The sequence below is a fragment of the Vibrio profundum genome (genome assembly GCF_050337555.1).
Classification (GTDB): domain Bacteria; phylum Pseudomonadota; class Gammaproteobacteria; order Enterobacterales; family Vibrionaceae; genus Vibrio; species Vibrio profundum.
The window spans coordinates 136,695-151,468 of the sequence record NZ_JAKJTA010000010.1 but is presented as its reverse complement, the minus strand read 5'-3'; the positions used below and the strand labels follow the sequence as shown (position 1 = coordinate 151,468).

11 protein-coding genes and 1 tRNA gene are annotated in these 14,774 nt (G+C 44.8%); 8 read left to right on the top strand and 4 right to left on the bottom strand.

Annotated elements, in window-relative coordinates; translation table 11 throughout:
* Positions 1–33: 33 nt before the first annotated feature.
* The 3 genes from L4C34_RS11430 to L4C34_RS11420 all read left to right on the top strand — a co-directional run bounded on the left by L4C34_RS11430 (position 34) and on the right by L4C34_RS11420 (position 4,810).
* Entirely contained in the window at positions 34–3,342 is a 3,309-nt protein-coding gene (locus L4C34_RS11430) for an ATP-binding protein (protein WP_428789464.1), read from the top strand.
* A 14-nt stretch (positions 3,343–3,356) separates the two neighbouring features.
* Positions 3,357–4,079, top strand: a complete 723-nt coding sequence (locus tag L4C34_RS11425) for a response regulator (protein WP_428789463.1) — start codon at positions 3,357–3,359, stop codon at positions 4,077–4,079.
* A gap of 92 nt (positions 4,080–4,171) precedes the next feature.
* Entirely contained in the window at positions 4,172–4,810 is a 639-nt protein-coding gene (locus tag L4C34_RS11420) for a YchE family NAAT transporter (protein ID WP_428789462.1), read from the top strand.
* Positions 4,811–4,969: 159 nt separating this feature from the next.
* On the opposite strand, the gene asd is transcribed toward L4C34_RS11420, so the two are convergent.
* Complete coding sequence (gene asd / locus L4C34_RS11415; RefSeq protein ID WP_428789461.1) at positions 4,970–6,082, bottom strand: aspartate-semialdehyde dehydrogenase; 1,113 nt, start codon at positions 6,080–6,082, stop codon at positions 4,970–4,972.
* A 414-nt stretch (positions 6,083–6,496) separates the two neighbouring features.
* Between asd and nhaC the strand changes: the two genes are divergently transcribed.
* Positions 6,497–7,936: a Na+/H+ antiporter NhaC gene (nhaC, locus tag L4C34_RS11410; protein ID WP_428789460.1), complete on the top strand. Its 1,440-nt coding sequence runs from the start codon at positions 6,497–6,499 to the stop codon at positions 7,934–7,936.
* A gap of 79 nt (positions 7,937–8,015) precedes the next feature.
* Here the strand turns inward: nhaC and L4C34_RS11405 are convergent, their stop codons facing one another.
* From L4C34_RS11405 to yejK, 3 genes are all read right to left on the bottom strand, one after another.
* Positions 8,016–8,555 (bottom strand): hypothetical protein, encoded by a 540-nt coding sequence (locus tag L4C34_RS11405; protein ID WP_428789459.1) that lies wholly within the window; start codon positions 8,553–8,555, stop codon positions 8,016–8,018.
* Between the two features lie 100 nt (positions 8,556–8,655).
* Entirely contained in the window at positions 8,656–10,014 is a 1,359-nt protein-coding gene (locus L4C34_RS11400) for an Hpt domain-containing protein (RefSeq protein WP_428789458.1), read from the bottom strand.
* 121 nt (positions 10,015–10,135) lie between these two features.
* Positions 10,136–11,137 carry a nucleoid-associated protein YejK gene (yejK, locus tag L4C34_RS11395; RefSeq protein ID WP_428789457.1) on the bottom strand — a complete coding sequence of 334 codons (1,002 nt, stop codon included), beginning with the start codon at positions 11,135–11,137 and terminating at the stop codon, positions 10,136–10,138.
* Positions 11,138–11,222: 85 nt separating this feature from the next.
* Between yejK and L4C34_RS11390 the strand changes: the two genes are divergently transcribed.
* From L4C34_RS11390 to L4C34_RS11375, 4 genes are all read left to right on the top strand, one after another.
* Positions 11,223–11,447 carry a YejL family protein gene (locus L4C34_RS11390; RefSeq protein ID WP_428789456.1) on the top strand — a complete coding sequence of 75 codons (225 nt, stop codon included), beginning with the start codon at positions 11,223–11,225 and terminating at the stop codon, positions 11,445–11,447.
* A gap of 24 nt (positions 11,448–11,471) precedes the next feature.
* Positions 11,472–13,265, top strand: coding sequence for a DUF3413 domain-containing protein (locus tag L4C34_RS11385; RefSeq protein WP_428789455.1), 1,794 nt, complete (start codon positions 11,472–11,474; stop codon positions 13,263–13,265).
* Positions 13,266–13,571: 306 nt separating this feature from the next.
* Positions 13,572–13,662, top strand: a tRNA-Ser gene (locus tag L4C34_RS11380).
* 164 nt (positions 13,663–13,826) lie between these two features.
* Positions 13,827–14,735 carry a LysR family transcriptional regulator gene (locus tag L4C34_RS11375; protein ID WP_428789454.1) on the top strand — a complete coding sequence of 303 codons (909 nt, stop codon included), beginning with the start codon at positions 13,827–13,829 and terminating at the stop codon, positions 14,733–14,735.
* The last annotated feature ends 39 nt before the right edge of the window (positions 14,736–14,774 follow it).

The following is a 14,774-nucleotide window of genomic DNA, read 5'->3' as shown; positions in this document are numbered from 1 at the left end:
GAACTACTTTAGGTAAAAAGAAGGCTGGCTAACATGTGGACATCAATAACCACTGGGGTAAAAAAATTATTTTCACCTAAAGGTGAGTCCGCTTTTTCCGAATCGGTGCTACGGCAATGCCTCATCGATTCCAGTCAAGATGGCATTGTGCTCTGTGTGGTAAAGAAAGACGTAGCAACAATCCAATATTGCAACCAAGCTATGTACGACCTGCTTCACCTACAAAGTGATGAGGATCATATCCAAGGTAAAGAGCTTTACCCATTTTACCAAAAATACTTTTCCGAGAAGAATTTCGAGAGTATCAAGCAAGTAACAGAGCTCAATCGATCTGCTTGTGTTGATATGCCTTTAACGCACGATCCCAAGCCTCTCCGCTGGCTAGGTATACAAATTGAGCCGATTCTGAATCTAGAAGGCCACACCACACATTTGATGCTCACTCATAAAGATCTCACCCACGTCAAGCAGACCTTCTCCGAACTCAATCAAACTCACGACCAACTACAACAGTCTCTCTCTCTTCAAGCCAGCCAAATTGCTGAGTACGAGTCACATATCCAAGCTATGTTCGAAGACGCACTCGATACCATGTTGCTAATAGACTGCAATCAAACAATCATCAATGCCAACAGTCCAAGTACCGAATTATTTGGCTACGATATCGACACTCTATGCAGTACAAACTTAAATGACTTAGTGAATAATCTCGATATCAACCTGCTCAAGACGGATGCAGGCTCTTCTAACAAAGAAGTAGAATTGACTGGCCTAGTCGGTATTAAAAGCAACCGAGAAAACATCCCATTAGTCGGCTATGTGAGAAAGGTTCAAATTAATGCGCAGCCTTTTATCGTACTTATTCTACGAGATCTCAGTACCTATAAAATGACGGAAAAAGAGCTCCAACGTAGTCAAATTGAGCTTCAGGAAACCGTAACACGCTTAAACCTTGCAACAAACTCAGGGGGGATCGGGATCTGGAATTGGGACTTTCTCACCGATCAGGTGGACTGGGATGAACGTATGTATGAAATATATGATGTTGCACCTGGTCTAGTAGAAGAAAACTATGACATGTGGAAAAACTGCGTCGTCCCCGAAGACGTAGATCAAGTCGAACAGTCGTTGCAAGACGCAAGGGAAAACCTCACTCAATTCAATGCCGAGTTTCGAATTCAGCTCCCGTTTGGAGAAGTACGCTGGATAAGAGCCGCAGCCGATATTGTCTTCGACGCGGATTCCGATACTCCCATCGGCATGGGTGGTGTCAACATTGACATTACCAAGGAAAAAAACGCCCAAGAGTTTCTGCGACACGAAAGCGAAATTGCACAGGCAGCCAGCGAAGCCAAATCAATGTTTCTAGCTAACATGAGTCATGAGATCCGTACGCCGATGAATGGCGTAGTCGGGATGTTGAGCTTGCTAGATGAGAGTGAGTTATCCCTTGATCAACACAGTATGGTCAAAACCATTAAAGATTCAGCGTTAACGCTACTACACATTATCAATGACATTTTAGATTTCTCTAAAATTGAAGCGGGGCAAATGTCGTTAGAAAATGTACCAGTGGAATTGCCTATGGTGATAGAGCGAACACTTGACGTTCTCGGATTACAAGCTGAGAAAAAAGGCATCGAGCTATACTCGGCTTACGGCGCGGATCTACCGAAAGTAATCACGAGTGACAGCGTACGTCTTAGCCAAATTCTTCTCAATCTTGTCGGTAACGCCGTGAAGTTTACCGATAACCAGAATGGCGATCGAGGGAGGGTATCTATTCATGCCAACTTAAAAGCTGGCAATGAAGGTAATCAAATTGAAATAGTCGTCGAAGACAACGGCATTGGCATGACCGACGAGCAAATGCTGAAGCTTTTTAACGCCTTTACTCAAGCAGATACCAGTACCACTCGCTTATTTGGCGGAACAGGTCTTGGCCTCTCTATCACCAAAACCCTACTTGAGCTTATGGGGGGAGACATTGGCGTGCAGAGTGAATATGGCGTAGGCAGTGCGTTCACCATTAATATCCCGTTAATAGAAGTCGAAAATCAACCTCATGACAGCGACCCAGAAGATTTGCAAGAGAACAAACTTTTATTCATCACTTCTGACAAATCGCTTATTTCTGCTTGTAAAGCCACATTAAAAGGATACGAGTGTGAAGCGACGTTTGTCTCGTCATTCCTTCGAGCTCAATCCGTTTTGGAATACGCAGAAATGAATTACCAACCCTACAACGTTATCTTATTAGGGCCTGATTTCTCGCTAGCACAGTGCCAGAGCGAGTTCAAAAAGCTCGATGAATTGAGTAGTGAATACCACAAAGTCAACATGGTACGCGGGTTAACCGCCGAGTCTCCTAGTGGAGACAAGCGAATACATAGATTGCCGTGTAACCCATATAAGCCTAGCTTGCTTATCCAAGCCATTGCGGTTGTCACGGGTCGACGCAGCTTAGAGCAACTTGAATATCATGAAAACCAACCTCTAGATACTAACAACCAAACTGGGATTAAATCTGGGCTCATTCTCGTCGTGGATGATCAGCCAACCAACAGAGATGTCATGAAACGACAGCTCAATTATTGGGGCTATGACTGTGAGATGGCCATTCACGGCCAAGACGCATTAAAACTATGGCAAAGTAAGCAATTCGATTTAATTTTGACCGATTGTCACATGCCAGTCATGGATGGCTATGAGCTTGCTCATAACATCCGCAGCCAAGAACACCAAGAACCACAACTAGGCCATATCCCAATAATTGCGGTCACGGCTAATGCTCTCGCGGATGCAGCCGATCAGTGTTTATCATCCGGCATGGACGATTACTTAGCTAAACCCGTCGAACTTAAAAAACTTGGTTCATGCGTCAACAAATGGCTCACTATAGCACCTCGCCCAAACCAAGCAGACTTGTCGGATAAGGAGAGCCCTAACGCTCCCTCGGAGAACTCCAACAATGTTGAAGAAGTAAAAGAAGTACAAGGCAGCCCTATCTGTATGCAGACTCTTTCCGACATGATAGGAACAACAGATGACGAAATTGTGGTCCCCTTACTAGAAGGTTATTGGGAATCTGTTCAAAGTGACGTAGATGAAATCACCCAAGCTCTAGACGAGCTAAACGAACAAAGACTTCAGCAGCTTGCCCACGCTGCCAAAGGCGCAGCCAGATCTGCTGGGGCCAACATAATCGCTCTCACCTTTGAAGAGCTACAAAATACTGCACTTGAAAAAGACTGGCCATATTTGGAAAAGAGGGTTCAGGATGGTAAGCAGGAGCTAGATAGGCTCAAGGTGTATTTGCAACAAAATTCAATTATCAAATAAAGGGTTATGGTCTTATGAATGCATTCAATCCAGCGAAATTCACTATCTTAATTGTCGAAGACCACCCGTTTTCTCGAAAAGCGTTCATTGGTATGCTGATGCGCTCCGGCTATGAGAACGTTCTCTCAGCTGAAAACGGGGCCGACGCAATCGACAAGCTCAATCAACACAGCGTTGACCTAGTGATCACTGATATCAATATGCCCAAAGTAAACGGACTGGAACTTATCCAAACCATCCGTATGGGCAGCACTAAAAGCTCCGCGCACACTCATATCATTGCAGTAACATCGCTTTCCGATACGGCCACTGTGTCGACCTGCATGACGTTGGAGATCGACTCCTTCCTCGTTAAACCGATCACGGTAAAAAATGCCCAAGACAAAATAAAGCTCGCGATATCACAACCTAGGCAACTCTACCAACAGCACTTGTACTCAGCAGTGAATACCGACGTATGTATGACTGAGCCAACGGCAACGAAGAAAAAAAGCCCGTCTAAAACACCAGTCTGCAACGTGAGCAGTAAGTTTTTTATCGCAAGGCGCGTTGAAGATATCAAGGAAGGCATGACACTCGTCAACGATCTCCTCACTGTCAATGGCGGATGCCTCCTCAAAGCGGGGACACAAATAAACATGAAGTTGCTCAGTCGATTGCATGAATTAAGGAGCTGCATCGAAATGGATGATGTGCGCATGCGTGTCGATGCGCAAGAGGCAGTAAATCAAAGATAAAAGACCAAACACCACCCAGATACTGCTCGAAGAATAAGCAAAAGTGACATACAATACGCTTCGAAATTGTCGTTGGTGTTAGATTCCCGCTTATGTCTTCTATTGAGTTTGCTGTATTTCTTCAGTTTTTTCTTGGCCTAGTCGCCGCCGTTAACCCTATTGGGGTAATGCCTGTTTTCGTCTCGTTGACAAACCACATGTCCGTTGAAGAGCGTAACAAAACCGCACTTACCGCTAACCTTGCCGTCACTGCCATTCTGGTCGTTTCCTTATTTGCAGGCCAAGTATTGCTAGATATGTTCAGCATTTCCTTAGACTCTTTTCGAGTGGCTGGAGGGCTATTACTGATCAGCATTGCATTTTCAATGATGAGCGGGAAACTCGGTGAAGATAAGCAGAATAAACAAGAAAAGTCTGAATATTCGAATAAAGAACAAATTGGCGTGGTCCCTCTCGCCATGCCCTTAATGGCTGGTCCCGGTGCCATCAGTTCAACTATTGTCTATGGCGGTCGCTACCCAAGCACTTTAGATGCTATGGGCATCACACTTACCATTATACTTTTCTGCCTCGTGACTTGGGCGCTATTTCGCGCCGCACCACTGATTGTCAAATTCATGGGGCAAACGGGGATTAACGTCATCACACGGATCATGGGTTTGATCTTATGCTCGTTAGGCATTCAATTTGTAGTTGTCGGATTGAAACACCTTCTACCGGGGTTAGCCTAATACTGGGCCGCTGTACTAAGCACTAAGTTAAGCACTGGAAGCAGCTCCCCCCCCCYCCTCCCAGATAAGTACATACGTAAATAGATAGACAGATAGTTAACGAACGCTCAGCGACTACCCACCAAGCGTTCGTTCCCTCACTTTCGATATTACTGCAAATTAATTAGACGCTAGTAAAATACGCAACGTTCTTCTCAAAGGCTCAGCAGCACCCCATAAAAGCTGGTCACCCACGGTAAACGCATTAAGGAAATCGTCTCCCATCGACATTTTTCGCAAACGACCTACTGGGATGGCTAACGTTCCCGTCACATTCGCAGGAGATAGCTGCTGTGCCGTCGCTTCTTTGTCGTTCGGCACCACTTGCACCCAATCATTATGACTGGCAATGATCTGCTCAATCTCATCCATCGGCACATTTTTCTTCAGCTTAATCGTCAGTGCTTGAGCATGACACCGCATCGCGCCGATACGTACACAAGTACCATCGATTGGCACTGGAGTATTTTGTTGGCCCAAAATTTTATTCGCCTCGACCTGCGCCTTCCATTCTTCTTTGCTTTGACCGTTCTCGCGTTTGACATCAATCCAAGGGATAAGAGAGCCCGCCAACGGGACACCAAACTGATCTGTTGGAAATGATGAAGAACGTATTGTCTCGGCAACTTTGCGATCAATATTCAGTATTGAACTCGCTGGGTTGGCTAAGTCTGAACTGACGCAATCATTGATCACTCCCATTTGTCGAATCAGCTCACGCATGTTCTTCGCACCAGCACCAGAAGCCGCTTGATAAGTCATTGCGCTCGTCCACTCCACCAATCCATGTTGGTAAAGCCCCCCGAGTGCCATCAACATCAAACTCACGGTACAGTTACCGCCAACAAACGTTTTGATTCCTTTCTCTATCCCTTGTTGTATCTGACTCAAGTTAACTGGGTCTAGGGCAATAATAGCGTCGTCTTTCATACGTAAAGTGGACGCTGCATCGACCCAATATCCCTGCCAGCCCGCCTGCCTCAGTGACGAGTAAACCTCTTGCGTGTAACTTCCGCCTTGGCAAGTAACTACGGCATCCAAAGATTGTAGGCTGTCATAATCGTATGCATCTTGTAGGAAAGCGGGTCCTTGCCCAACATCAGGCGCAGCTTGACCACATTGAGAGGTAGAATAAAAGATAGGCTCTATCAAATCGAAATCCCGCTCTTCTTTCATGCGCTGCATCAAAACGGAACCCACCATGCCACGCCAACCAATAAAACCTACTTTCATTTCTATACTCCATCAATTCGAATTTTTAGACCTACCCAAGCTGGGTAGCCTGCCGATATGAACTCAGTTACACCTCGAGTATCGACAGCCCTAGTCTATCGTCAGTCACCTTAACCAATCGTGATTTAAGACAATACCAAAGCGTGATGAGATTGCTAGTCTGCTCATCTTTCAAGGCAAAATACCGCTATAAAACTCATAAACTCACACCGAATACCCCTTCAAACTAAAAATGATACATACGCTAGACTGATGTTCGCTGAATAATAGACTCCACGATTTAACAGAACCTACCGCGATAGATACACGTAATTAATCTTTTTATCGATATTTTAACCTGAGTGTTGTAGAGTGCTCGCCGCATTTAATGAGGAAAGCATTTTCTTCACTGATAATTCGATAAGAGGTTCTTTAATGAAGCAAACTACCCCGCGATTACCGAGTTTGATTCAGGTTATCATTTCTTTGGGTTTGTTCTTACTCATGGCGTTTTCATTCACAGCCAAGTTAGATCTTCCCATTCAACTTGCTTTGTATGTTGGCTGGTTCATCATCATGTTTCTCGGCGTTAGACTGGGTCACAGTTACAAAGAGTTAGAGCAATCCGCCCTCCACGGCATCTCAAACGGTTTGGGCGCAGTGCTCATTCTGCTTGCTGTTGGTGCTTTAGTTGGCACTTGGATTGCCGGGGGCATCGTCCCTACAATCATCTATTACGGTCTGAAAGCTATCCACCCTTCTATTTTCCTTTTGGCTACGATGATCATCTGTTCACTTACCTCGCTCGCGACTGGCACCTCTTGGGGTTCTGCGGGGACTGCGGGGATCGCTATGATGGGAATTGGCCAAGGGCTAGGTGTTCCTGCGCCTATCACTGCGGGCGCCGTACTATCGGGCTGTTACTTCGGTGATAAAATGTCTCCGTTGTCTGACTCGGTTATTTTGGCTTCTTCTATGTCCAACGTAGAAGTTGTGGAACACATCAAAGGCATGCTGCCTATCGCATCAATTAGCTATGTAATTACCGGGATCATGTTTACCGCCTTTGGCTTCCACTACGCTGGCCAATTGGATATGACCCAAGTGGATTCGGTCATGACAGCGATGCAGCAGCAGTTCGTGATAACGCCGCTCTCTTTTTTACCTGTTGTGGCCGTGCTCGGCCTATTAGCCATGCGTATGCCAGCGTTCCCAGTCATTAGCTTCGGTGCGCTGCTCGGTATGATCTGGGCGGCAGGTTTCCAGCACATGGCGTTTATCAACGCTTTTCATGCAGCATGGGCACCACAAGTTATTGATACCGGCGTGAAGTTCATCGATGCCATCTTAAACCGCGGCGGCATGTACTCTATGCTAGGCTCAGTTGCCGTTATCGTATTTGGTTTGGGCTTTGGTGGCCTGTTAGAAAAAGTGGGCGTGTTAGATACGATTGCCAACCTATTTGAACACCGCATCCAATCAACTGGCTCACTGGCAAGCAGCACAATCGCTACAGCCTTTCTAGGGAACGTGTTTGGCTCAGCGATGTATGTATCGCTAATTTTAACGCCAAAGATTTGCGCAAAGAACTATGACCGCCTTGGCTATCAACGCAAGAACTTATCTCGAAATGCGGAGTTTGGTGGCACACTCACCTCAGGTATGGTGCCATGGAGCGATAACGGCATTTACATGGCCAGTATTCTAGGTGTTGCTACGCTCTCTTACGCACCATTTATGTGGCTCAGCTTTGTTTGCATTATTATCACCATTATTACGTCCTACTTTGGCTGGTTTGTCGACCCTGTAGATAAGACTCAATCGCAAGAACCACAAACTGTCGTATCGGATAATGAGACAGTGACTACCTCTTAGGTTTGCTCTGCAAACAATCACCGAAATAAAAAAACGCCTAACATCAATTAGGCGTTTTTTTATGTCATTTCAACACAAACTAGTTTTTAGTTTTAGCTTCAGTCGTTGGGGCTTTAGCTTGAGGGGCTGGGGCTGAAGGAACTTTAGCTTGAGGGGCTGGAACTGGGGTAGTCGGTGCCTTTGCTTGAGCCGTCTCCGATGAATCCTTTTCCTGCAGATAGATATTCAGGTTATCAACATCTTGGCCATTGCTTGCGTCAAACGTCCACATAGCACCTGTAAATGGGTCGATAAAATAGCCAGGCCAAATTAATACATTACCAGCAGCATACCAAGCACTAACCTGTGAATTAAGCTTAACCGTCTGAGTCTGGTAACCTTTTTTGCTCACCTTCAGGACATAATCACGGCCTTTGAAGACCCCATTCCCACGTTTAAGCACCTGATCCATCGCACCATCTTGTACATCTACAAACGTATGATTATTGGTACTCAAGGTTATTTTCGCATCGGAAGGCGTCGCTACAACGTGCATATCTTCAGTAGAGCCATTGACCACGGTTGCACAGCCTGAAAGCAACGAACCCGCACAAAGAGCTGTTAATGCTAATTTATTCATAATTGTATCAAAATGTAATAATTAATAAGGAAGATATTAGACACAAAGCCATTTGCTACGTCAAGTTAAGTAGATCGCAAAAAAACAGCGTTCAATAAAATCAGCTTTGCTTCTCTAAAATATACCGATTGGCTTCATCAATCGCCGTATCGAGATCGGTGCTCAATCGCTCTAGCATATCGTTGCTGACCGTCTCATTGTGTTTCAACGCTTTTTCCACCTCTCCTGCTGACTCTTGTAATGCTTCAGCTCCTAGGCTGGCGGCAACACCTTTCAAACTGTGTGCTTTCCTCAACACTTTCTCTGCATCCTTACCCATGAGCTCTGCCAATTGCTGTGCATCGTTGTGATGATCTTGAATAAACACGTTCAGAAGCAGAATTACGGACTCAGTATCATCGTTCAGCGCATCCATCATTTTTTGGAAATTGATCGGGGGCTGATTATTTTGTAAAGCGGCTGAGTTCTCTACTTTCTCAGGAGGCGAGGGCTCAGTAGCACTTTCTTGACCAAAATCCGGCATAAAAGCATTTTGTTTACTATTGTTGGGCGCAGAAATAGGGGCTTCGTTGATACTTGGCACCTTGCTAGGGGCTTCCGTTCTTGTCGCTGGCGTTTGAGTTTCTTCACCTAAGTCATCTTCCTTACCTTCATCAACCACCGAAGTGCTTACTTCGCTCACTGTGATGTGGCGAGCTTGCTGTGTTTGACTAAACATCATCACCAACAAACATAAACCGCTTAAAACAGTAATAAGACTTAGATAGATCTCTTGATGAACATGATACTGGGCCTCTAAAGAGGTAATACGCGGATAAATATCATGGTTAAGCAGCTTTTCAACCAAGTAATTGCCTTGGGCGTAATTACCCAATACATTCGAGATCTGGCCAAGTATTTGCTGTAACTCTTTGGCTTGCTCACTAGGAAGGGTTTGTGATTGCAAAAACACTTTGTCGAGCAAACGATAAACGGCGGGGCTGCCAGTATTACCACTATACAGTGCTTCTAACACGCTGCTACCCAGCTGAAAATATATCGATTCAAGATTTCCCTGTCCTCGATATTTGATCCGCGCATTGGTGATGGTGTTCACTAGGCTCGACACATCGACTTCGGTTTTAACAAAAGATTGAACATGTTCGATATATCTGTCCGTGGTGTAAAGCAGTTGGCCTATGTCGGGGAGAAAAAAACCATTATCACGCTCAGATTCTAGCTTGATGCGCTGAATATACGCATTTTGCACGGCGGAAGTCAGTTTATTTAAATGCTTGATACGAAAAGGGCTATCGAAGGCAATGACACCTTGCAGCTCACTAATGCTTTGGCTAAATGTTTCCAAAGAATGGATACTTTCTTGAGTAGATCGGTAGCTAATCGCAGTGACAACAACCGCCAACAGCCACCCAACTCCTAACCAGTACACCCAAGGTAACTTCTTTAGCTTTGTTCCCATTCGTTTCTAAATCCTTTCAGCAAACAAATTTTCACCTATACAATCATATAATCAGTTGCTGGGATAATTGCTATGCTGAAATAACAAAAAAGAGTGCTACCGCACTCTTTTCTATGATTTTTTACTGATTCCGCGTTAGCTGATCTTTAAGGTTCGGTGGAATTCCCTTAATGGTCAAGGTATCTGTTTCCGGATCGTAAAAAACTCTTTCGCCCAACAATAAACTATCAAAGGTGATATTAAGACCGCCTCCAGCTCCAACATACTTAGTTAGCTTGCGTACTATGGCGCGATCAGCAGGAAAACTCTCTTCCAATGAGTAACCTTGATCCTGAGTGTAATTTAAGAAGCTCGCACCATCGGTGCTGGTGGGCAGTTCGGCAGAGAGCTCTTGAATTTGCACATCTTCCCCTGCCTTGATTTGCTCATTGCAATATTCAACAACCTGTTTTTTAACCGTATCAACTTCCGTTTTTTCCAGTTTTGAATCGCTGCAAAAATCTTGCACCGCCTGCATCATCACTAAACTTTGCTGCTTAGTATCTAGCCCAGTTTCCGCTTGCAGGAAATCCATGAAAAAGTCCGATACTTTACGTCCGACTCGACCTTTAATATAAGCAAGATAGCGCTTTGATTCAGGAGCTGTCTCATAACTAGACAAATCAATGCGGGCCGCAATATCCATTTTAGAGATATCAAGGTAATCGGTTGCACTGATTTCCAGCCCTTCAGTCACCTTTAAACTACTGTTCGAAGGCAACAAACCGATAAACAGGTAATCGGTTGCTAGAGACTGATAATGAGCAAGCACTAAAATGCCCTCGTCAGCAAACGGGTACTTAGCAATTTCTTGTTTGAGGTGAGTCGCACAAAACTGTGAAAACGAATAAAATTCAGTGTCGCCTCCGCGCAACTCATTCAACTGACTTTGGAATTCGCTGTCTTCACGGAAAACACCAAACCCTTTACCTGCCTTGGCGTTAAACACTCGGTGTAGCTCCGCCACCAAATTTTCACTAGAAGAATTATGCTCCAGCGATTCTGATCGATAGTTAACTATAAGATCTTCATGATCATTTTTTTTAATCTGGTGTAGAATAACATTAGAAAGAGAGAGACTCATTGTAAAATTATCGTCTTACTTGGTTTAAGTTGTATGGCATAGTAGGTTATCATAAGCCGCTTTGACTATCATCTTTAGAGATATTATGCCTATTACATCCAAGTACACCGACAATCAAGTCGAACAAATTCTGGCTGAAGTTGCTTCCGTGCTAAAAAAACATGAAGCATCTCCTGAACTTAGCTTGATGATTGCTGGTAACATTGCAACCAACATCATCAATCAAAACATTGCAGCCGCTCAGCGTAAAGAAATTGCTGATAAGTTTGCTCAAGCCTTGATGTCATCTCTAGAAATCACTACTCATTAATTTGACTGGGTATCAAAACGACACATGGTAGATAACGGAAACACTTACGGAGAGCGAGTTTCGCGTTTAGTTGGATGGGGGCACTGGTTTGCCTTCTTCAACATTATCGCTGCGATGCTGATTGGCACCCGTTACATCATTCACTCGCCGTGGCCAGAAACCCTACTCGGGCAATTTTATCTCGCTGCGTCTTGGGTAGGGCATTTTAGCTTTCTAGTCTTCGCACTATACCTGCTGATCCTGTTCCCACTTACGTTTTTGATACCCTCTCGCAAGCTGTTCCGTTTAGTGGCAGTGTGCTTTTCCACTATTGGCCTCACTCTCCTTCTCATTGATACCCAAGCCTACCAGATCATTAATCTGCACTTAAACCGAGTGGTTTGGGAAGTGTTGTTTAGTGATGGTAATAGCGCGATCAGTACCGATCTACAGCACCTGTTTGTCGTCATGCCTTTGATTTTTATGCTGGAATTAGGGCTATCTGAATGGGTGTGGCGCAAACAAAGAAGATTAACTCATAAGCGAGTCGGTCGCCCATTAGCGGCGGTCTTTTTCGTTTGTTTTGTTATCAGTCACCTAACCTACGTTTGGTCTGATGCCTATTTCTACAACCCTGTAACATCACAGAAATCTAATTTCCCTCTCTCCTATCCGATGACCGCGAAATCATTTATGGAGAAACATGGCCTGCTCGACCGCGCTGATTACCTGAAGCGCCAAGCAGAAAATGAAGGCAAGGTTCACCTCGTTGACTACCCGTTAGAGCCTTTGAAGTTCGACCGCCGAGCAAACCACCTCAATGTTTTGGTCGTTTCTATCGACAATTTGAGAGCTAACGCTTTAACAGCGGAGCAAATGCCGAATGCCTATCAATATGCACAAAAAAACTTAGATTTTAGTAACCATTACAGCTCCAGTAATGACATGTACGGCATGTTCGGTCTGTTTTATGGACTACCAAGCAGCTATGCAAGTAGTATCCAAGCGCAAGGCAGCCCGCCAGTTATGCTAAGTGCAATGAAAAAACAAGGCTACCACTTTGGCCTGTTCAGCAGCGATAACTTCAACGATGACCTGTTTTCTGGCACCATTTTCACTGGTATGAAGCTGGACAATATCAAATTCAACCCAGATCAAACCAAAGATAGCCAAACCATTCAAGAGTGGTCAGATTGGGCTCAAGCAGTGAAAAAGCCTTGGTTTAGCTTTATCGAGCTAACAGCGGTTAAAGATTTCTCTAACTACAACGGCAATAAACCCATTACCGAACAACAGCTGAGCGCTGATTACCATAAATCAGTTGATACTGCGGATCAGGAAATCGGACAGCTACTCGCAAAGATTCATGAGCTGGGCTTGAACCAAAATACTATCATTGTTATCACCTCCAACCACGGTATGGAGATGAACGACACCCAGACAAACAAGTGGGGCTCAAATTCCAACTACAGTGCCTTCCAATTGCACGTGCCAATGATTATCCATTGGCCGGGTATGCTGCCAGCTAAATTCAAACACAGATCGAGTCATCTCGATTTTTCTGTGTCTATTCTGCAAGAGGTGCTGGGCTTATCATCAAACCCGTATTATTACAGTAGTGGCCGCAGCCTGTTTGATGAAAGCAAACGCAAATGGCTACTCGCAGGTGATTCACGAGAATTAGCGCTTATAACCAATGACCGGACTGCGGTAATCGATAAATTTGGTAACTACGAGCTCTATGATGAGCACTACAAACCGATAGATGATAACCCACCGCTGCCTGTACTCATGAAAGGCTTAACGGAGCTGCAACGCTTCTACACCAAGAATAATTAGCTGGTATTGGCCGACGCGAAAATATGAACACACTTAAAGGAGGCTAAGCCTCCTTTTTTACGCCGTATATTGACCACTCCTACAAAATAACGATCAATAAATAACGATCAATCAAGTGACTTTCAATGAAATAGCCTCGGACTGAATATTCCTAACTCAGCCAGTAAGCTTGTTCGTTAAACCAATAATTCTGTTCATAAAATCAACAAAACAAACTTTTTTCCTATTTTCAGCACACAAAACCACCACTTAGACAAAATAGGCTTTACAAGCCACCTCAGCCTCTATAATATCTCGCCCCGTTAAGGAGAGATGGCTGAGTGGTCGAAAGCACCGGTCTTGAAAACCGGCAACCGTTAATAGCGGTTCTAGGGTTCAAATCCCTATCTCTCCGCCACATTGAAAAAGCCGCTGATTATCAGCGGCTTTTTTGCTATCTACCTACCATAACTCCTGCAGCGTACATTCACCCAATACCAATCAATTGTTCTCCATCTGCTTGTCTATCCTACTGAATCCATCTAGGATCACGCTGTAGACAACGACCAAATAACTTCAGGCATGCTAAATCAAATTAACCTTGCGGATATACGCTCTTTCGTTCTGATTGCGCAACTGGGCAACTTCACGAAAGCGGCCGATGCGCTGTCGGTATCGCGCTCACACGTATCGAGACAAATCAGTGCCCTTGAGGCACAAATGGGCGTGACCTTACTGACCAGAACGACTCGTACTTTAAAGCTGACGCACGCCGGAGAGCAGTTTTACAAACAGTGCGAGCAAGCACTCAAACAAGTCGAGCAAGCATTGATTGCAGCAGTCGATGATACTGAGCAAGTGCGAGGACTAGTTCGAGTCAATTGTGTTGGCGGACATTTGGGAGAGGATGTGGTCGCCCACTACATTGCGTTATTTATGCAACGCTACCCAAAGGTAACCGTTGAGCTCGATTTTAGTAGCCACCGTATCGACCTTATTGAAGATCAATTTGATGTGGCGTTCCGAATGGGTAAGCTGGAAGACGCTGGCTTTATTGCTAAGCACCTCACTGACATTCAAATGGTGACTTTAGCCAGCCCCGAATATATTAAACGCTATGGGGCACCAGCTAGCCCTAAAGATTTGTTAGACCATCGTACCCTACGTGGCTCCGTTGGGCGTTGGAGCTATCAGCTACGTAGCGATATACAGCAACACCAAGATGTGAACATCAATGCGCAGCTGATTTGTAAGAACGGACGAGCGTTAGTCACTGGAGCTTTACAGGGCAATGGCATTATTCGCGTCCCCCTCATGTATTGCTTTCAAGAGGTACAGGAAAAACGGTTGGTCAGTTTACTTCCTGAATGGCAAATCCCATCCGTACCGTTTTCAGCGATTTACCACCGAGATCGCTACCAACCGAAAAGGCTAAGAACCTTTATCGACTTTATCAAGGAACAATTCGTGCTTGATAGCTTCTTGGTCTAGTTGGTCTAGCGAAACGCTGAGGTTTCCAAATTCAATATA

Coding starts and splice junctions, on each gene's coding strand:
- yejK (WP_428789457.1), bottom strand. CDS start 11,137: ATGAGTCTCTCTCTTTCTAATGTTATTCTACACCAGATTAAAAAAAAT.
- L4C34_RS11430 (WP_428789464.1), top strand. CDS start 34: ATGTGGACATCAATAACCACTGGGGTAAAAAAATTATTTTCACCTAAA.
- L4C34_RS11425 (WP_428789463.1), top strand. CDS start 3,357: ATGAATGCATTCAATCCAGCGAAATTCACTATCTTAATTGTCGAAGAC.
- L4C34_RS11375 (WP_428789454.1), top strand. CDS start 13,827: ATGCTAAATCAAATTAACCTTGCGGATATACGCTCTTTCGTTCTGATT.
- nhaC (WP_428789460.1), top strand. CDS start 6,497: ATGAAGCAAACTACCCCGCGATTACCGAGTTTGATTCAGGTTATCATT.
- L4C34_RS11405 (WP_428789459.1), bottom strand. CDS start 8,555: ATGAATAAATTAGCATTAACAGCTCTTTGTGCGGGTTCGTTGCTTTCA.
- L4C34_RS11385 (WP_428789455.1), top strand. CDS start 11,472: ATGGTAGATAACGGAAACACTTACGGAGAGCGAGTTTCGCGTTTAGTT.
- L4C34_RS11390 (WP_428789456.1), top strand. CDS start 11,223: ATGCCTATTACATCCAAGTACACCGACAATCAAGTCGAACAAATTCTG.
- L4C34_RS11420 (WP_428789462.1), top strand. CDS start 4,172: ATGTCTTCTATTGAGTTTGCTGTATTTCTTCAGTTTTTTCTTGGCCTA.
- L4C34_RS11400 (WP_428789458.1), bottom strand. CDS start 10,014: ATGGGAACAAAGCTAAAGAAGTTACCTTGGGTGTACTGGTTAGGAGTT.
- asd (WP_428789461.1), bottom strand. CDS start 6,082: ATGAAAGTAGGTTTTATTGGTTGGCGTGGCATGGTGGGTTCCGTTTTG.